Genomic DNA, 16,366 nt, shown 5'->3' with positions numbered 1-16,366 from the left:
AGCTCCCTGGGCGCAGTGCTTTTACAGCGCTGTCCCTCCCTATTTGGGCGTGGTGAAATCCCAGCCTTATTCCACCGAGATGAAATAATAGTAGACGGGCTGCCCCCCGGGCTGAAGCTCAAGCTCCTGCTCCGGATGCTCTTCCCGCAGCTTCTTTGCAAGCTGCTCCGCCTCCTCCTCCCGCACATCCTCTCCGTAGTAGAGGGTGATGATCTCGGAATCCGGTCTTAACATAGCGTTCAGAGCTTCGGAGACGGACTCCTGCACCGTCTCTGAAACCGAGAGCAGTCCCCGGTCTCCGATGCAGATGATGTTTCCCTCCGCGATGGCCCTCCCCTCGATGACCGTGTTCCGCACCGCATAGGTGACTTCGGCGGAGCTGACCTTGGACATGGCCTCCCTCATCGCCTTCTCGTTCTCCTCCACCCCCATATCCGGGCTGAAGGCGATCATCGCGCTGATCCCCTGGGGAATCGTCAGAGAGGGAATCACATGGAGCTCCCCTCCCTCCGAGAGAGCCGCCGCCTGATTGGCCGCGAGAACGATGTTTTTATTGTTCGGAAGGATAAAGATATGCTTTGCCCTGAGCCCCTCCGCGGCCTTCAGGATGTCCTCCGTGGACGGATTCATCGTCTGTCCCCCGGAGATGATTCTGTCCGCTCCGATCCCCTTAAAGACCTCCGCGAGCCCCTCTCCGGCACAGACGGCGAGAAAGGCAAAGTCCTTCTCCTCCGCTTCCTCCTCTGCCTTTTCCCTCTCGAGGCTTTGCATCGCAGCGATCCTCGAGGCATCCCGGATCAGTCTCTCGTTATGCTCAAGGCGCATGTTGTCGACCTTCATCTTCGAGAGATAACCCATGGAGAGTCCCTTTTCGAAGGCGTTTCCGGGGTGGTTCGTGTGGACATGGACCTTTATGATATTTCCGTCGGAGAAGCAGACGATGGAATCCCCCACTCCCTCCAGCCAGCTTCGGAGTGCCTCCACCTCCTCATCTCTGAACTCGTGCTCGCCGTTTATCATAAATTCCGTACAATAGCCAAAGCGGATATCCGCTGTGGAAAGCTCTCCGCTCCGACTTCCTTCTCCCGAGGGAAGAGGCGCTCCCTCTCCGCTCCCCGGATCCCCGAGCTCCAGCTTAAGCTCCGTCTTTTCCCCCTTCAGGGAGAGAAGGGCGCCGTAGAGGACCGTCATGAGCCCCTTCCCGCCGGAGTCGACGACACCGGCTTCCTTCAAAACCGGTAGCAGCTCCGGTGTCTTTTCGAGCACCTCGTCTCCGTACTCGAGCACCTTTTCCAGAATGGGAATCAGTCCCTCCTCGGAGACAGCGAGCTCCGTCATGCGCTCCGCCACTCCCTTCGCGACAGTCAGGATCGTCCCCTCCTTCGGCTTCATGACGGCGCGGTAGGCAGTCTCCACAGCCCGGTTGAAGGCTCTCGCGAGGACCGGGGCGTCGATCACGCCGCTCTCTCTGAGCTCCTTCGTGAAGCCGCGGATCAGCTGGGAGAGGATGACTCCGGAGTTCCCTCTCGCGCCGCGAAGTGAGCCGCCCGCCATGGCCTTCGTGACATTTTCGATGTCAGGCTCCTCGATATCGGCCACCTCCCTCGCGGCTGAGAGGATCGTCATCGTCATATTGGTTCCGGTATCGCCGTCCGGGACCGGGAAGACGTTCAGCTCGTTGATGAGCTCCTTTTTCTCATTCAGCAGGCTGGCTCCGGCCAGAAAGGCCTCCTTGAGCTGTCCTGCGCTTATCTGATTCCCCACAGCTAACTATCCTCCTTCATCCTCAGTCGATCAGCCGCACGCCTTCCACATAGACGCTCACACGGTTCACCTTCATGCCCGTGAATTCCTCCAGCTTATAGCGGACGCTCTCTGTCAGGTTGCCGCAGACCGCCTGTATGCTCACGCCGTAGGCGACAATCACGTGGAAGTCGAGATCAATCTCGTTATTTACGATGTTGACGGTGATCCCCTTTCTGAGACTCTCGTCGCGGAGCAGACGCGCGATGCCGCCCTCTCTCATGGAAAGCTTCGCCATGCCCACAATGCCAAAGCAGCCCACCGCCGTGGTTCCCGCGTAGGTCGCGATGACATCGGATGAGATCTGTATCTCGCCCATTTTCGAAGCGATCTTAGCCTTCATAAAGATTTCCTCCCTCTAGTCCGTCTTTTCGCCCATTATACAACAAGTCCGGACTCCTGAAAAGCGGAGCGGGGCGCCAAAAAGGGGGCATGCGATTCCCTCGCCATGCCCCCCGGCTCATTTCTCTCTCTTCCCCGATCACGCCTTCGCGCTTCCGGAAATCGCCCGCTCCACCTTGCCGGATCTCAAGCAGGAAGTACATACATACATCTTCTTTGTACCGCCATCTACCTTTACTCTGACCGACTTGACATTAGCTCTCCAAATCTTGTTGGATCTTCTATGTGAATGGCTCACCTGGTTTCCGAAATGAACTGCCTTCCCACAAATCGCACACTTAGCCATGGTTGCACCTCCCTCTTTGCAGATTTCGCGGCTTTTAACGCGACTGAACTATGATAGCAAAGTTCCCCGCAGATTGCAAGTATTAAAAGCCGCTCTCCCCGCCGCTTCGCTCTCTCCTTATCCGAAAGCAGCCCTTTTTTCAGAGCGCCCTCCTATAATCCCGGCCCCGGACCTAGTCCAGCTCCTCGATCGTAATCTCCGGCTCAGCGCCCTTCATGAGGTCCTCCGCCTTCTTCTCCGCGCTCTTTGAGACCTGGCTTCCGCCGGTAAAGCGGTCCAGAAGCTCCGGGAGCAGCTCGAGCAGCTTTTCGACCGCGTCCTGGCTCTTCACATGGATGAGCTTCGACCTGCCGTTTTGGATGATGAGCATGGCGCTCGGCGTGATCTTTGAGCTCATCGCGGCCGCGGAGGCTGTCCCGTTTTTCCTGTCTCTGTTTTGGAGAAAGCCGCCGGAGGCCATGCCGCAGCTCACCTCGATGAGCGGAACCAGCGTCGCATCCCCAATCTGCACGGGCTCTCCGACGACGGTCTTCGTATTGACGAAGCCGTCGAGTCCCCGGAAAACGCTCTCCATCAGCTCCTTCACATTCTCATTCGCCATCTCTTTCCTCCCTGGGTTCCCGCCTCTTAGAACGGGCGCTTTCCGCACGGGATCCCGGTCCCTCCGATCGCCCGGGCTCTCCCTCCTCCATCTCTTTCTCTTCCCGCTTTTCCCTCTCTCCGCCTGCGCCGGAAATAAGTCCTCTGATTCTTCTGTCCATGAGGAGCGGGATTCCCAAAAGGACGAGATGAATCAGGCGGATATGTCCCCTTCCATAGATCCAGCCCTCCAGGCGCTTCTCCCCAAAGTGAGGCTCCAGGGAGAGCTCCCTCCCGTAGAGCGGATAGAAAAAGCTCAGGAGCTCCAGAAGCTTTCCGAGAAGATAAGGGTCCTCCATGCCGAAAATGATCTCTCCCCGCAGTCTCCTTATCCCCCAGTGCCGGAGAAGAGAGCGGAGCTTTCGCAGGATTTTAAGGAGCGCTTCCCTGTTTTCTTCCAAAAGGAGAAGACGGAGTCTCTTTAACCCATCCCGGGAACTCTCCTTCTCTCCCGCCGCCGGACCGCGCGTCCTCTCCCCCGCTTCTTTCCCCTCCTGCCCCAGATCATCGGGAGCGGGATCGGGAGGCGGCTCGATCTCTTTCTCCGCTCTTTCCTCTGATTTCTCAGCTTTGCGTTTCTCAGGAGAAAAGCCAGTCCGCAGCTCCTTGGCGATGGGGCGGGGCGAATCGGATGTATCAGAGGAAGAACAGGGCTTATCCTCCCTCTCTTTCTCCGCTCTATCAGGAGAAGGGCCGGGCCACTGCTCCCCGCTGTCGGGACGGGTCGAATCGGGTGCCTCAGAGGAAGAACAGGGCTTATTCTCTGTTCCTTCCCCCGATCTTCCCTCTGATTTCTCAAGAGGAAAGTCAGTCCGTAGCTCCCTGGCGGTGGGACGAGGCGTATCGGATGCATCGGAGGAAGAACGGGAGCTATTCTCTGTCCCTTCCTCCGATCTGTCAGGATAAGAGCCCGGACGGGGCATTTCGGACCGGGATTCCTCCCGGCTCTCCCCCCCGCTGTCCAGCAGGGTGAAAAGAAACAGCTTCGCCTGAAAGGAGAGCTCTCTTTCATAGCCTGCCCAAAAGCGAAAGAGACCGAAGAGGAAGCGGACGGAGAAATGGGCGCGATTCTCCCCCTCTTTGCTCCGGGCTGCCTCGAAGCGATAGGAAAACGGGGAGAGAAGCAGGAGCAGGAGGATGAGAAGGATCAGGCAAAAAAGAAGGAGGATGAGGAAGAGAAGGGTCTTCAGGACCGCGAGGAGAATCCCTATCATAAGCATCTTGTCTCGCTCCTCCCTTCCGGACGGGCGGCGCCTTTTCCCTTATTCCTCCCGCGAAAGCCGTTCCTCCACCATCTTTTGCAAAAGCCGAAGCGTGTCCGGGCGTCCATAGCCGATCCCCAGGATCAGAAGATCTCTCTCCTTAAAGTGCGGCTCCAGAAGCCAGTAGGAGGGATAGATCTCAAAGAGCCTCGGCGGTTCGGCCTCCGCGATGAGGAAGGCCCCCGGCTGGAAGCGCCCCTTCTCGATATTCTCCAGGAGATAACGCCTGTGCTTTTTGGCATGTGCCCCGAAGCGGAGCTCCTCTGCGAAGCGCATCCGCTATACAAATTTCTCCACCACGGTATTTTTTACCATGAGGAGCGCCTTCTCTACGGTCTGCTCTCGGATCTCTCTCCGATCTCCCTCGAAGTGGAACTCCTCGACCCGGGTCTTTCCCCTGGCACAGACCGCGATATAGACCAGTCCCACCGGCTTATCCTCCATCCCCTCCGGCCCGGCATTCCCCGTCACCGCGACGCTGAGATCCGCCTCGGACTCCATCATAGCGCCGATTGCCATCTCTCTGGCCACCGGTGCGGAGACGGCCCCCTCCTTCCGGAGGAGATCCTTCTTCACGGAGAGCACCTTCCTCTTCGCCTTATTGGAGTAGGTGATATAGCCGACCTTGAAGCAGTCCGAAGCCCCGGGGACAGAGGTCAGCGCCGCCGCGACCAGGCCGCCGGTCAGGCTCTCCGCCGTCGTGATGGTGAGCTTTCTCTCCCGGAGCAGCTGCACCAGCTGTTCCTCAATCGGGCTGTCCTTGATCCTGTCCAGGAGCTGGCTGAGCTCCTTTTTGTCCTTCTTCTCTCCCATCAGATCAAAGTCCTCCTTCCGTCAGCACATGAAGATTTTTTCGGATATAATCGCAGAGGGAAATTATGGTCAGCGCCAGCGCGAGGAACAGAAAAAGCTCCGTCGCGGGCCGGAGCGGCTCGAGATTCAGAATCAGAAGAATCACGAGAAGCATCTGGGAGACCGTCTTCCACTTCCCCCACCAGGAGGCCGCGATCACAATACCCTTGTCCGCCGCTACGAGACGAAAGCCTGAAATGATAAACTCCCTCGCGATAATGATAATCCCATACCAGGCGGGAAGCTCCCGGAGCTCAATCATAGAGATGAGAGCGGAAGAGACCAAAAGCTTATCCGCCAGGGGGTCCATGAACTTCCCAAAATTCGTGACAAGATGATACCTTCTTGCGATCTGTCCGTCGAGAAAGTCCGTGAAGGAGGCGAGAGAAAACACGGCGAGCGCCGCGATCCGAAATCCCATCTCCTCTCCGCCCCGAAAGAGGAGGAGAAAGACAAAGACCGGGACCAGCAGCACTCTGAAAAGCGTCAGTTTATTGGGTAGATTCATCCAGCTCTCCTATCAGGTCATAGCCCCGGCTCCCCGTGATCCTGACCTGCCGCATGTCCCCGGCCAAAAGGTTCCTCCGGGATCCCGCATTGACATAGACGAAGCTGTCGATCTCCGGCGCATCCATATAGGAGCGCGCGATATAATGCTTCGCCCCGGGATCATAGGCCGTGATCAGGACGCGGAGCCTCCTTCCGATCTGCTCCTTCGCCTTCTCAAAGGCGATGCCCTGCTGAAGCTCCATAAGCTTTTTCCATCTCTCGCGCTTCAGCTTCTCCGGGAGCTGTCCCTCCATCTCTGCCGCCGCGGTCCCCTCCTCTCTCGAGTAGGGGAAGACGCCGAGGCGGTCGAAGCGGAGCTCCCTTGTGAAATCGAGAAGCTCCCGAAAGTCCTCCTCACTCTCCCCGGGAAAGCCCGTGATGAGCGTCGTCCGGAGAGTGATGTCCGGGATCTCCCTCCGTAAAAGTGCGATCTTCTCCCGGAGCTCCGAGGCTCTGGTTCTCCGGCGCATGCGGCCTAGGATCCGGTCCGAGGCATGCTGGATCGGAAGATCCAGGTAATGGCAGAGCTTCGCGTTATCCCTGATCTCCCGGATGAGCGGAAGCTCGATCTCCTCGGGATAGCAGTAGAGCAGCCGGATCCACTCGATGCCTTCGACAGCGGAGAGCCTTTGTATGAGCTCGGGGAGCGCCTTCTTCCCATAGAGATCCGTGCCGTAGAGCGTAGTCTCCTGCGCGACCAGATTCAGCTCCTTCACTCCTCTCAGAGAAAGCTGCTCCGCCTCCCGGAGAAGATGCTCCATCGGAATGGAGCGGTAATGTCCCCGGAGCTTCGGTATGATGCAGTAGCTGCAGTATTTGTCGCAGCCCTCCGCGATCTTCAGATAATCGCTGTACTGCTCTCCGCTTGCGACCCTCTCCATCTGGAGGTCCAGCCGGCTCACGTAGTCGCTCACGCCGATTACCTCATCCACCTCCGGGAGCTCCTTCCGGATCTCCTCCCGATATCGTTCCGCGAGGCAGCCGGCGACAAGCAGCTTTTGCAGTCGGGCGGTCTTTTTATACTCCCCAAGGGCGAGAATCGTCTGGATGCTCTCCTCCTTCGCGGGTCCGATAAAGGAGCAGGTGTTTACGATGGCGAGCTCCGCCTCCTCCGGATCATCCGTCACAGAGGAGCCGGGATGCTTCAGGAGGAGGGAGGAGAGCAGCTTCTCGGAGTCCACCCGGTTTTTATCGCAGCCCAGCGAGACCATGTAAAGCTTCATCAGGCCTCACTGTCGGACTCGTAGTCGTCCTCTCCGTAAGCGCTCTCCGCGCCCTCGTCCTTCTCGTCTCTTTCTTCTTCGTCTTCCTCCTCGGAGTCCTCAAAGCCGTCGTTCTCCTCATCCTCCTCCGCACTGTAGGAGGCATAATCCCTCTGTCCGACGGGAAGGGAGTCCGGGCCGTCCTCCTCCAAAGAGCCCCTCTCGATCGTCACGACATTTTTCGAGATCTCCTCAATCGCGATGGAAAGAGGCTTCTTCCCCTCCTCCCCCGGGAGAAGAGGCTCCGAACCGTCAATGATCTGCCGGGCCCTCTTCGCCGATGCGATGACCACCGAGTAGCGGGATTCGACGTCCTTCTCTCTGTCCTCTCTGCCGCTGTTGATGGAATGGATTAAATCATGATAGGTTGGCCGCAGCATTTTCGATCCTCCTAAGGTCTTTTCTGATGCACTCGATGATATCGAGATGCGCGCTCGCCCGGTCATGGGAAGCGCGTATAAGATTATGCAGGTTTTCCGTACAGGTGTCAATATCCTCATTCACGAGGATATAGTCATAGGCTTCGACGCCGTCCGCCTCTGCGACCGCTCTCATAAGGCGCCGGTGAACCGCGGAGAGCTCCTCTGTCCCCCTTCCGATTAAGCGGCTTCTCAGCTCCTCCGCACTGGGAGGGGTCAGAAAGACGAGGATGGCGTCCGGGAATTTCTGCTTGATTTTCAGGGCCCCCTGGATCTCGATCTCCAGGATCACATCCTTTCCCTCCTCCCGCTTCTCCTCCACGAAGGCTCTGGGCGTCCCGTAGTAATGGTCCACATATTTGGCATACTCCACGAGCTCATCCCGGTCGATCATCTCCTCGAAGCAGTCCTTGTCCACGAAGAAATACTCTCTCCCCGAGCGCTCGCCCGGTCTCGGCGCCCTCGTCGTCGCGGAAATCGAGAGCGCGTAGCCGTCGTAGCGCTCCATCAGCCTCCTCATGATCGTGCCCTTTCCGGCGCCGGAGAAGCCGGATACCACAACCAGCAGTCCCTTTTCCATCATTCCTCCCGCTTTCCCCCTCTGTTTCAGATTCCGCAGTTCTCCCGCCCTGGGTTTTCTCTCTTCTACTCCAGATTCTGTACCTGCTCCCTGATCTTCTCGATGAGTGTCTTAAGATGAATCGCGTCCTCGGAGACAAGCATGTCATTCGCCTTCGAAAGGATCGTATTGGCCTCCCGGTTCATCTCCTGCGCGAGGAAGTCGAGCTCCCTTCCCACCGTTCCTCCCTCTGTGAGCTTCCGCCTCATATTGTCGATATGACTGTGAAGACGGACGAGCTCCTCATCCGTACAAAGCTTATCCGTGTAGAGGACCATCTCCTGCATGAGCCTCCCCTCATCGATCTCCGTATCGCTGAGAAGCTCGCTGAGCTTCTCCCGGAGATGTCTCTCATGGAGACGCACGATCTCTGGGGATCTTTTTTCTATCTTTTGAACGATTTCCTCCATCTCCCTGAGCTTTGCAAGGAGATCCTCTCCGAGGTTTATCCCCTCCGCCTCCCGGTTCTCAAGGAAGGACTCCAGCGCCTCTGTGAGACAGGGATTCAGGCGCGCCCAGAGCTTCTCCCGGTCCCCCTCCTCCTCCGTCAGAAGGAGGACATCCGGAAATTCCGCGATGCGGCTCGCCTGCGGTTCGTTTCGGATCGAAAGCGCCTCCGCGATCTGTGAGAGCGCCGCGTAATACTCCCTTGCGAGGGAGAGGTTCAGACAGAGCTTCCCCCTCTCCACGGAAAAATCCTCATACATCAGGTAGAGATCCAGCTTGCCCCGGGAGAGATAGTCCTTCACTCTCTTTCGAATCCTTCCCTCCAGTGCATTGAATTTCTTCGGCATCCGGAGATTAAGATCCAGGAAACGGGAGTTCACGGATTTTAATTCCACGGAGATCCTAATATCGGAAAGCGTCTGCTCAGAGCGGCCAAATCCCGTCATACTTCTCAATGCCATCCTCTGCCCCCCTCCTGCGCTCACTTGCCAAGCATTCGTGAAATCACTATAATAGTATGATTATAATGCACTTGTCCTGATATTTTCAAGTTCGGAAAGGCAGAAAGGGAATTTAATCTATGGCATACGATGGATTTATGGTCTCTGCCAGTGTAAAGGAGTTCAGGAAATACCTCTGCGGCGGAAAGCTCTCTAAGATCATACAGCCGGAGCGGGACGAGATTCAGCTTCTCATCCGAAGGCAGAAGGAAAGCTTCCGTCTTCAGATCTCGGTGAATCCCTCTCTCCCTCTCTGCTGCATCACAGAGGAAGGAAAGCCCGCCCCGGCAATCGCGCCGGGCTTTTGCATGTCTCTTAGAAAGCAGATCGGAAACGGGACGATCGTCTCGATCCATCAGCCGGGAAAAAGCCTCTCCGAGGAGGGGCTTGAGAGGATCATCGTCCTGGAGATCGAGTGCTTCGATGAGCTCGGAGACCGCGCAAGGCGCTATCTCGTCACGGAGCTCATGGGAAAATATTCCAATCTGATCCTTCTCCGGGAGGATCTCACGATCCTCGACGCGATCCGGCGGATCTCCGCCTCTCAGTCCTCCGTGCGGGAGGTTCTCCCAAACCGAAGCTATTTCATCCCCTCTCAGGCCGGAAAGGAAAATCCGCTCTCTCTCACGGAAAATGGCCTTTCGGAGCTTCTCCTCCGGGAGGAGCTCCCTCTCTACCAGGCGCTCTATCGGAGCCTGACAGGCTTCAGTCCTCTGAGCAGCCAGGAGCTTTGCTTCCGGGCGAACCTCGACCCGGATCTTCCGGCCTCAGCGCAAAGCGGGGAGAAGCTTCCCCTTCTGTATCGGAAGCTAAGGGAAGCTCTCACGCAGGATCCGGATCCCTGTCTCCTCTATCAGGGAAGAGGAAGGGACAGTGAGGCGAAGGACTTTTCGGCGCTCTACCTCTTCTCCTATGAGGGCCGGGCATCCGATCCGGAGAAGGATCCCGCTCCCGGGAAGGAAAGCTTCCGCCTCGAACGGGTGGAAAGCGTCTCCGCCCTGATCCGCCGCTTCTATTCGGAAAAGGACCGGCAGAGCCGAATCCGCCAAAAAAGCGGGGATCTCCGAAAGCTTCTCACCACCCTGCTGGAGCGATCCGCAAAGAAGCTCTCCCTCCAGGAAAAGCAGCTGAAGGACACAGAGGGCCGGGAGCGCTACCGCGTCTACGGCGAGCTTCTCCACACCTATGGCTACTCCTTAAAGGGAGGGGAGACAGAGCTTCGATGTGAAAATTTCTATGACGGAAAGGAGATCTCCGTTCCTCTTCGGAGCGATCTCACGGCCTCCGAAAACGCGCAGCGCTACTTTGAAAAATATGACAAGCAAAAGCGCACTGAGCAAAAGCTCAGTGCGCAGCTTCAGGAAAGCCGAAATGAGCTTCTCCATCTCCAGTCCATCCTCAGCGCTCTGGAGCTCTCGGAGGGAGAGGCGGAGCTTCAGGAGATCCGGCAGGAGATGGAGGACTACGGCTTTCTCCGGAAGAGTCCGGGGAAGAAAAAGCTCCGGGAGAGCGAGAAGGCGAAGCCTCTCCGCTTCCTGTCCTCCGACGGCTATGAGCTCTATGTGGGAAGGAACAACTATCAGAATGAAAAGCTGAGCTTTCAGCTTGCGGACGGGGGAGACCTATGGTTCCACGTAAAGAATTCCCCCGGCTCCCACGTCATCGCAAGAACCGGGGGAAAGTCCCTCGAGGAGCTCCCGGATCGCCTCTTTCTGGAGGCCGCCTCCCTGGCCGCCTTCTATTCCTCCCGCAGAAAGGAGCAGAAGGTCGAGGTGGACTACACCTTCCGAAAGGAGTTAAAGAGAGTGCCGGGCGCGGCCCCCGGCTTTGTGATCTATCACAGCAACTACTCTCTCAGCGTCATGCCGGAGAGAAGGCTTGAGGAGCTCTCCTCTTAGCCCCTCGGGCTTCCCTCTCATCCGCTACTCCTCCTCCCAGTTGGTATAGACATTTTGCACATCGTCGGACTCCTCGAGAAGGTCCAGTGTCCGCCGGAGATTTTTCACAGCCTCCTCCTCGGTCACGGAGACATAGTTCTGCGGGATCATGACGATATCGGCCTCCGCCATCGGGATTCCCTGCTTCTCCAACTCCTCGCGGACCGAGGAAAAGTCCTCCGGAGAGGTGAGAATCTCATAGGAATCCTCTTCCTCCCGGATGTCCTCCGCCCCGGCCTCGAGCGCAAGCTCCATCAAACTGTCAAAGTCCTTGTCCAGATCCTCCATGGCTTCCTTATCCAGGATGATCTGCCCCTTTTCATCAAAGAGGAAGGAGACGGAGCCCTGCGTTCCAAGAGACCCCCTCCCCTTCGCAAAGGCGGAGCGCACATCCGCCGCGGAGCGGTTTTTGTTGTCAGTCAGGGCTTTCACGATGATGGCGACGCCGTTTACGCCGTAGCCCTCGTACTGAAGCTCCTCGAAATTCACGCTTTCCAGCGATCCCGCGGCCTTCTTGATGCCGTTGTTTATCGTATCATTCGGCATATTATTCGCCTTCGCCTTCGCGATGACATCCCTGAGCTTGCTGTTGCTCGCCGGGTCCGCGCCGCCCTGCTTCACGGCGAGCGCGAGCTCGTGTCCGATGACGGTAAAGATCTTTCCCTTCGCGGCGTCGTTCTTTTCCTTCTTTGCTTTGATATTCGAAAACTTTGAATGTCCTGACATAAACCTCTCCCTGACTGTATCACTGAAAACTGTGCAAGCTGATGCGGCGGATCTATCTCCGCAATTTCTCTTCCGGGCTAAAAACAGACGGAAAAGTCCCGGTACTCCTCGGAAAAGCAGTCCTTCCTCCCCGCGAGCTCCCCGCCCCAAAGATAGAGTCTCGGCACCCTCTTTCCCAGGCCGCAGAGGACTTCATAGGGGAAAGCGCCGAGCCTCTCCCAGTCATAAAGGCCGATCTCCTCCTCTCCGTCCCTCCCAAGCAGAGTGACTCTGTCTCCGCGCCGCACGCCAAGCCCTGTCACATCCGCCATAAACTGGTCCATGCATATCCGGCCGAGGATCGGGCAACGCCGCCCCCGGATCAAAACCTCCGCCCGATTGGAGAGAAGCCTCGGCAGGCCGTCCCCATAGCCCAGCGGAATGACCGCAAGCTCCGTCTCCCGCGCTGTCGTGAAGGTCCTCCCGTAGGATATGGGGGAGGAGGCCGGAAGTCTGCGGACAGCGGAGACCTTCGCGAACCAGGAGAGCGCCGCTTTTAAGGGGAGGCGTGCGCTCTCTGCCGCGCGGGAGGGATAGATGCCGTAGAGAGCGATGCCGTCCCTCACCATATCAAAGTCCGTCCCGATCGATGCGATGATGCCGGCGGAGTTTGCGCAGTGCCGGATCGGGATCGAAAGCCCTCTCTCCGAGAGCTTCTCACAAAAACGCCTGAAGCGCTCCCGCTGCAAAAAGGAAAATTCCTTATCCGTCTCATCTGCCGTCGAAAAATGGGTGAAGATCCCCTCGACCTTCAGATTCGGAAGTGCGGCGATCGAGAGCGCAAGCTCCGCGGAGCCCTCCTCTTCCGAGGCTATGCCGATCCGCCCCATCCCCGTGTCCACGGCGAGGTGCAATAAGGCCGTGCACCCCGCCTCTCCGGCCGCTTTTGAAAGAGCCTTCGCCTGGGAGAGGAGGAAGACCGCCGGCCTTATCCTCCTCTCAAGGAGCATGGGATAGGCGCGGTCCGAGACCGCGCCGAGGACGAGAATCGGCTTTTGGAATCCGTGGGCGCGGAGGAGCGCCCCCTCCTCCGGCGTCGCGACCGCGTAAAAATCCGAAAGATCATCGATCGCGGAAGCCACGGCGGGAGCCCCGTGCCCGTAGGCATCCGCCTTCAAAACCGAACAGAAGCGGCAGCCCTTTGGCAGAAGCTTCCTCGCGTTCCTCACATTTTCCCGGATGATATCGAGATCCACCAGCGCATAGCTTCTGTCGTAGATCTCTTCATAATCCCTTCCCATTAAAAAATCCCTTCTTCCCGTCTTCCGATCTCTTCCTCCCGTGCTTTCGCCCCCGGCACCGGAAAAGGAAAAGCCATGCTTTTCCATACCGGCTTCCGGCGGCTGCCTCCGATGAAAAATCCGAAGGCAGAATTCCCGGCATATATCAGCGGGGAGGCGCGTTTACCGCCTCCAACGCAAGACCGAGCATATCTGCAGTATCGCCCGCGAGAACACCGTGCTGTCCGAAGCGCTCCGCCGCGAGTCTTCCCGCAGTCACATGCGCCGAGATCCCGAGGGCCGCTGCGCGGTACAAAAGCGCCGCGCTGCTCTCCCCGTTCCCCTTCTCCGCCCGGAGGATCTCAAAGATCCCGGCGATGCAGCCGCACAGCACATCCCCGCTCCCCGCCTTTGAGAGCGCGGGAGATGCCGTCCTGTTCTGGAAATAGCGCTCCGCTCCCCTCGAAAAAAGGAGGCTGTGCGAGCCCTTTACGATGAGGAGGAGATCATGCCTCCTGGCAAAGACTCTCCCGACTCGCATCGGGTCCTTCAAGATCTCCTCCAGCTCCCGTCCCGTCAGCCTGGCGAGCTCCCCCGGATGCGGGGTAAGCAGTACCGGGGAGCTCGGCGCGGTGCGGTAGAGATACTTCCTCGCCTGCGGGTCCTCCGAGACGATATTCAGCGCATCCGCGTCCATGATGAGCGGGATACGGATCTGACGGAGCGCCTCCTCCACGAGGGCTCTGGCCTCCTCGCTCTGGGAAAGCCCCGGCCCCATGACGCAGAGATCCGCCCAGCGAAACTCCTGCTCCAAAAGCGCCTCGAGCTCATCCTGCTCCCGGTAGAGGGAAAGCACCGCCTCGGGGATCAAAAGCTGGAGAGGAATGCGGTTCTCCTCCGATGTGACGATTCTCACAAGTCCCGTCCCGCTCCGATAGGCCGCCCGCGCGCAGAGCGCGGCCGCGCCGCACATCCCGGGAGAACCCGCCAGGATAAGGAGCTTTCCATAGCTCCCCTTGTGGGAGTTCAGAAGTCTGGCCGGAACGCTCCCGAAGCTCTTTATCGTATCCTCCAGCATGCCTCCTCCTTCCTTTCAGCCCTCCAGAAGAGCCTGCGCCATGACAAGCTCTCTCGTATCGGAGATAGAGACAAGGATTCTCCTTCCGCCAAGCCTCTCATAGAGCGCCCTCGCCCTGCCGTGCAGAATGACATAGGGCTTTCCGGCGGGGTCACGGAGCACCTCGACCTCCGGGAGTGAAAAGGCGGAAAGTCCCGTCCCAAAGGCCTTGGAAAGCGCCTCCTTCACGCAGAAATCCCCCGCGAGGACCGCGCTCCTCCCCGCCGCATGGGAGAGCTCCCGCTCTGTGAAGATCCTATTGAGCCCTGTCCTGCGTCTCAGAAGGCGCTCCATCCTCCCGATCTCCAAAAGATCACAGCCAATCCCCAAAATCATGATTCTGAGAGCTCCCTCATCCGATAGGAGAGCCGCATCAGGGACTCGGAGAGGTGGACGTTTTCGACGACCACCTGCTCCGGAAGTTCCAGATCCACGGGGGCGAAGTTCCAGATCCCCTTGATGCCCAGAGAGACCAGCCTCTCCGCAACAGGCAGGGCGGCATCCTTCGGGACGCAGAGGGCGGCGAGCCTCGGCCCTGACTCCTCGATCACTCGCTCCAGCTCCTCCATCGGAAGCACCTTGAGCCCCGCCACCTCCGTTCCGATGAGCTCCGGCTTCACATCAAAGACGGCCCGCAGGAGAAAGCCCCTCTTTTGGAAATTACTGTAGTTTGCGAGAGCCTGTCCCAGATGCCCCGCCCCGATGAGGATCATGCTGTGCTCCTCGTTCAGACTCAGAATCCTTGCGATCTCGTCATGGAGCTTCTGGATCCGGTATCCGTAGCCCTGCTGTCCGAAGCCACCGAAGTTATTTAAGTCCTGCCGGATCTGCGATGCCGTGAGCTTCATCCTCTTCGAGAGCTCATTCGAGGAGATCCGCTCCAGTCCCTGCTCCATCAGCTCCTCCAGGTAGCGGTAGTACCTGGGGAGGCGCTGGATAACTGCCTGTGAAATCTCTTTCTTTGCCATGATCCCCCCAAGCTTATAGTCTCGGTGTCCTTTTCAGGATTTCGTGGCGGCCGGGGCCGTTTGAGACCATCGTGATCGGGACTCCGATTTCTTTTTCGATAAAGTCGACATAGGCTCTGCAGGCCTCCGGGAGCGCGTCATAGCTTTGGATCCCGCGGATATCGGAGCCCCAGCCGGGGAGCACGGTGTAGACCGGCTTCGCTCTCCCGAGCTTTGCGCTCACCGGAAAGTCCTTCGTCCAGCTGCCGTCAATCTCATAGGCGGTGCAGACCTTGATTTCCGGGAGGTAGCCGAGCGGGTCGAGCACGGTCAGAGCGGCCTCTGTGGCCCCCTGAAGCTCACAGCCATAACGGGAGGCCACAGCGTCATACCACCCCACTCTTCTCGGGCGGCCCGTCGTCGCGCCGTACTCTCCCTTGTCCCCTCCTCTTTTCCGAAGCTCCTCCGCCTCCTCGCCGAAAATCTCTGAGACAAATTCACCGGCTCCCACAGCGGAGGAGTAGGCCTTCGTCACCGCGATGATGTCCCGGATCTCATAGGGCGGGATGCCGGCTCCCACCGCGCCGTAGGCGGCGAGGGTGGAGCTCGAAGTCACCATCGGATAGATGCCGTGGTCCGGGTCCTTCATCGTCCCGAGCTGTCCCTCCAGAAGAACCGTCTTCCCCTCTCTCAGTGCCCTTCGCAAAAAGCGGGAGCAGTCCGAAAGATAGGGGCGGATCAGCTCTCTCTCCCTCCGAAGCTCCGCGAGAAGCTCTTCGCGGTCGAGGAGAGGCTTCCCGTAGAGCGTTTTAAGAAGCGAGTTTTTGATCTCGACCAGCTTTGCGATCCGCTCCTCGAGGATCTCCTCGCTGAAAAGCTCATTGGTCTGAATCCCGATCTTCGCAAACTTATCGGAAAAGAAGGGGGCGATGCCGGATCTCGTGGAGCCATAGCTCTTCCCGCCGAGCCTCTCCTCCTCATAGCTGTCCAGAAGCTTATGACAGGGCAGCACGACCTGTGCCCGGTCCGAAACCAGAAGCTTCGGCTTCGGGACTCCCGCCTCCTCTAAGGCGGCGAGCTCCTCGATCAGCTTCGGAATATCCAGCGCGACACCGTTTCCGAGTACGGATGTGGTATGCTCATAAAAAACACCGCTCGGAAGGAGATGCAGAGAAAATCTCCCGTAATGATTGATGATGGTGTGTCCGGCATTGGCTCCCCCCTGAAAGCGGACGACGATGTCCGAGCTCTCGGCGAGCATATCCGTAATCTTTCCCTTCCCCTCGTCTCCCCAGTTGGCGCCCACTATCGCTCGTACCATATTTCTCCCCTTTCTTTCG

19 protein-coding genes are annotated in these 16,366 nt (G+C 58.3%); 1 reads left to right on the top strand and 18 read right to left on the bottom strand.

Translation table 11 applies throughout. The features are described from left to right. Window positions 1–66 precede the first annotated feature (66 nt). From GCWU000341_RS07240 to GCWU000341_RS07185, 12 genes are all read right to left on the bottom strand, one after another. The gene (locus tag GCWU000341_RS07240; RefSeq protein ID WP_009215208.1) at window positions 67–1,764 is read right to left on the bottom strand and encodes a DAK2 domain-containing protein; all 1,698 of its coding nucleotides are present in this window, start codon (window positions 1,762–1,764) and stop codon (window positions 67–69) included. 22 nt (window positions 1,765–1,786) lie between these two features. Continuing rightward, a complete protein-coding gene (locus tag GCWU000341_RS07235; protein ID WP_009215207.1) occupies window positions 1,787–2,146 on the bottom strand; it encodes an Asp23/Gls24 family envelope stress response protein in 360 nt (119 codons plus the stop codon). Window positions 2,147–2,284: 138 nt separating this feature from the next. Then, window positions 2,285–2,491 (bottom strand): 50S ribosomal protein L28, encoded by a 207-nt coding sequence (gene rpmB / locus GCWU000341_RS13135; protein WP_081443163.1) that lies wholly within the window; start codon window positions 2,489–2,491, stop codon window positions 2,285–2,287. Between the two features lie 172 nt (window positions 2,492–2,663). Continuing rightward, the gene (locus tag GCWU000341_RS07225; protein ID WP_009215205.1) at window positions 2,664–3,092 is read right to left on the bottom strand and encodes a GerW family sporulation protein; all 429 of its coding nucleotides are present in this window, start codon (window positions 3,090–3,092) and stop codon (window positions 2,664–2,666) included. Then, the gene (locus tag GCWU000341_RS07220; RefSeq protein ID WP_009215204.1) at window positions 3,082–4,350 is read right to left on the bottom strand and encodes a hypothetical protein; all 1,269 of its coding nucleotides are present in this window, start codon (window positions 4,348–4,350) and stop codon (window positions 3,082–3,084) included. Before GCWU000341_RS07220 ends, GCWU000341_RS07225 begins: the two co-directional genes overlap by 11 nt. A gap of 42 nt (window positions 4,351–4,392) precedes the next feature. Next, window positions 4,393–4,668, bottom strand: a complete 276-nt coding sequence (locus tag GCWU000341_RS07215; protein ID WP_009215203.1) for a hypothetical protein — start codon at window positions 4,666–4,668, stop codon at window positions 4,393–4,395. Between the two features lie 3 nt (window positions 4,669–4,671). After that, complete coding sequence (locus GCWU000341_RS07210) at window positions 4,672–5,205, bottom strand: CinA family protein (protein WP_009215202.1); 534 nt, start codon at window positions 5,203–5,205, stop codon at window positions 4,672–4,674. Between the two features lie 4 nt (window positions 5,206–5,209). After that, window positions 5,210–5,752: a CDP-diacylglycerol--glycerol-3-phosphate 3-phosphatidyltransferase gene (pgsA, locus tag GCWU000341_RS07205; RefSeq protein WP_009215201.1), complete on the bottom strand. Its 543-nt coding sequence runs from the start codon at window positions 5,750–5,752 to the stop codon at window positions 5,210–5,212. Continuing rightward, the gene (gene rimO, locus GCWU000341_RS07200; protein ID WP_009215200.1) at window positions 5,736–7,016 is read right to left on the bottom strand and encodes a 30S ribosomal protein S12 methylthiotransferase RimO; all 1,281 of its coding nucleotides are present in this window, start codon (window positions 7,014–7,016) and stop codon (window positions 5,736–5,738) included. The genes pgsA and rimO overlap by 17 nt, the downstream gene beginning before the upstream one ends. Beyond that, window positions 7,016–7,435 (bottom strand): DNA-directed RNA polymerase subunit omega, encoded by a 420-nt coding sequence (gene rpoZ, locus GCWU000341_RS07195; RefSeq protein WP_009215199.1) that lies wholly within the window; start codon window positions 7,433–7,435, stop codon window positions 7,016–7,018. The genes rimO and rpoZ overlap by 1 nt, the downstream gene beginning before the upstream one ends. Beyond that, a complete protein-coding gene (gmk, locus tag GCWU000341_RS07190) occupies window positions 7,413–8,057 on the bottom strand; it encodes a guanylate kinase (RefSeq protein WP_009215198.1) in 645 nt (214 codons plus the stop codon). Before gmk ends, rpoZ begins: the two co-directional genes overlap by 23 nt. A gap of 62 nt (window positions 8,058–8,119) precedes the next feature. After that, window positions 8,120–9,001, bottom strand: a complete 882-nt coding sequence (locus GCWU000341_RS07185; protein ID WP_040653581.1) for a YicC/YloC family endoribonuclease — start codon at window positions 8,999–9,001, stop codon at window positions 8,120–8,122. Between the two features lie 119 nt (window positions 9,002–9,120). Between GCWU000341_RS07185 and GCWU000341_RS07180 the strand changes: the two genes are divergently transcribed. Beyond that, entirely contained in the window at window positions 9,121–10,938 is a 1,818-nt protein-coding gene (locus GCWU000341_RS07180; protein WP_009215196.1) for an Rqc2 family fibronectin-binding protein, read from the top strand. Between the two features lie 24 nt (window positions 10,939–10,962). Here the strand turns inward: GCWU000341_RS07180 and GCWU000341_RS07175 are convergent, their stop codons facing one another. From GCWU000341_RS07175 to GCWU000341_RS07150, 6 genes are all read right to left on the bottom strand, one after another. Continuing rightward, window positions 10,963–11,703 (bottom strand): YebC/PmpR family DNA-binding transcriptional regulator, encoded by a 741-nt coding sequence (locus tag GCWU000341_RS07175; RefSeq protein ID WP_009215195.1) that lies wholly within the window; start codon window positions 11,701–11,703, stop codon window positions 10,963–10,965. A 77-nt stretch (window positions 11,704–11,780) separates the two neighbouring features. Further along, window positions 11,781–13,070, bottom strand: a complete 1,290-nt coding sequence (gene alr, locus GCWU000341_RS07170) for an alanine racemase (RefSeq protein WP_009215194.1) — start codon at window positions 13,068–13,070, stop codon at window positions 11,781–11,783. Between the two features lie 58 nt (window positions 13,071–13,128). Further along, a complete protein-coding gene (locus GCWU000341_RS07165; protein ID WP_009215193.1) occupies window positions 13,129–14,040 on the bottom strand; it encodes an NAD(P)H-hydrate dehydratase in 912 nt (303 codons plus the stop codon). A 15-nt stretch (window positions 14,041–14,055) separates the two neighbouring features. After that, window positions 14,056–14,415: a holo-ACP synthase gene (gene acpS, locus GCWU000341_RS07160; protein ID WP_009215192.1), complete on the bottom strand. Its 360-nt coding sequence runs from the start codon at window positions 14,413–14,415 to the stop codon at window positions 14,056–14,058. Beyond that, window positions 14,412–15,047, bottom strand: a complete 636-nt coding sequence (locus tag GCWU000341_RS07155; RefSeq protein WP_009215191.1) for a redox-sensing transcriptional repressor Rex — start codon at window positions 15,045–15,047, stop codon at window positions 14,412–14,414. Before GCWU000341_RS07155 ends, acpS begins: the two co-directional genes overlap by 4 nt. Window positions 15,048–15,060: 13 nt before the next feature. Further along, window positions 15,061–16,347, bottom strand: a complete 1,287-nt coding sequence (locus GCWU000341_RS07150) for an adenylosuccinate synthase (protein WP_009215190.1) — start codon at window positions 16,345–16,347, stop codon at window positions 15,061–15,063. Window positions 16,348–16,366 lie beyond the last annotated feature (19 nt).

This window comes from Oribacterium sp. oral taxon 078 str. F0262 (assembly GCF_000160135.1).
Lineage (GTDB): Bacteria > Bacillota > Clostridia > Lachnospirales > Lachnospiraceae > Oribacterium.
This window is presented reverse-complemented; position numbering and strand designations above follow the sequence as displayed.

Coding starts and splice junctions, on each gene's coding strand:
- GCWU000341_RS07235 (WP_009215207.1), bottom strand. CDS start 2,146: ATGAAGGCTAAGATCGCTTCGAAAATGGGCGAGATACAGATCTCATCC.
- rpmB (WP_081443163.1), bottom strand. CDS start 2,491: ATGGCTAAGTGTGCGATTTGTGGGAAGGCAGTTCATTTCGGAAACCAG.
- GCWU000341_RS07225 (WP_009215205.1), bottom strand. CDS start 3,092: ATGGCGAATGAGAATGTGAAGGAGCTGATGGAGAGCGTTTTCCGGGGA.
- GCWU000341_RS07220 (WP_009215204.1), bottom strand. CDS start 4,350: ATGCTTATGATAGGGATTCTCCTCGCGGTCCTGAAGACCCTTCTCTTC.
- GCWU000341_RS07215 (WP_009215203.1), bottom strand. CDS start 4,668: ATGCGCTTCGCAGAGGAGCTCCGCTTCGGGGCACATGCCAAAAAGCAC.
- GCWU000341_RS07210 (WP_009215202.1), bottom strand. CDS start 5,205: ATGGGAGAGAAGAAGGACAAAAAGGAGCTCAGCCAGCTCCTGGACAGG.
- pgsA (WP_009215201.1), bottom strand. CDS start 5,752: ATGAATCTACCCAATAAACTGACGCTTTTCAGAGTGCTGCTGGTCCCG.
- rimO (WP_009215200.1), bottom strand. CDS start 7,016: ATGAAGCTTTACATGGTCTCGCTGGGCTGCGATAAAAACCGGGTGGAC.
- rpoZ (WP_009215199.1), bottom strand. CDS start 7,435: ATGCTGCGGCCAACCTATCATGATTTAATCCATTCCATCAACAGCGGC.
- gmk (WP_009215198.1), bottom strand. CDS start 8,057: ATGATGGAAAAGGGACTGCTGGTTGTGGTATCCGGCTTCTCCGGCGCC.
- GCWU000341_RS07185 (WP_040653581.1), bottom strand. CDS start 9,001: ATGGCATTGAGAAGTATGACGGGATTTGGCCGCTCTGAGCAGACGCTT.
- GCWU000341_RS07180 (WP_009215196.1), top strand. CDS start 9,121: ATGGCATACGATGGATTTATGGTCTCTGCCAGTGTAAAGGAGTTCAGG.
- GCWU000341_RS07175 (WP_009215195.1), bottom strand. CDS start 11,703: ATGTCAGGACATTCAAAGTTTTCGAATATCAAAGCAAAGAAGGAAAAG.
- alr (WP_009215194.1), bottom strand. CDS start 13,070: ATGGAAAAGCATGGCTTTTCCTTTTCCGGTGCCGGGGGCGAAAGCACG.
- GCWU000341_RS07165 (WP_009215193.1), bottom strand. CDS start 14,040: ATGCTGGAGGATACGATAAAGAGCTTCGGGAGCGTTCCGGCCAGACTT.
- acpS (WP_009215192.1), bottom strand. CDS start 14,415: ATGATTTTGGGGATTGGCTGTGATCTTTTGGAGATCGGGAGGATGGAG.
- GCWU000341_RS07155 (WP_009215191.1), bottom strand. CDS start 15,047: ATGGCAAAGAAAGAGATTTCACAGGCAGTTATCCAGCGCCTCCCCAGG.
- GCWU000341_RS07150 (WP_009215190.1), bottom strand. CDS start 16,347: ATGGTACGAGCGATAGTGGGCGCCAACTGGGGAGACGAGGGGAAGGGA.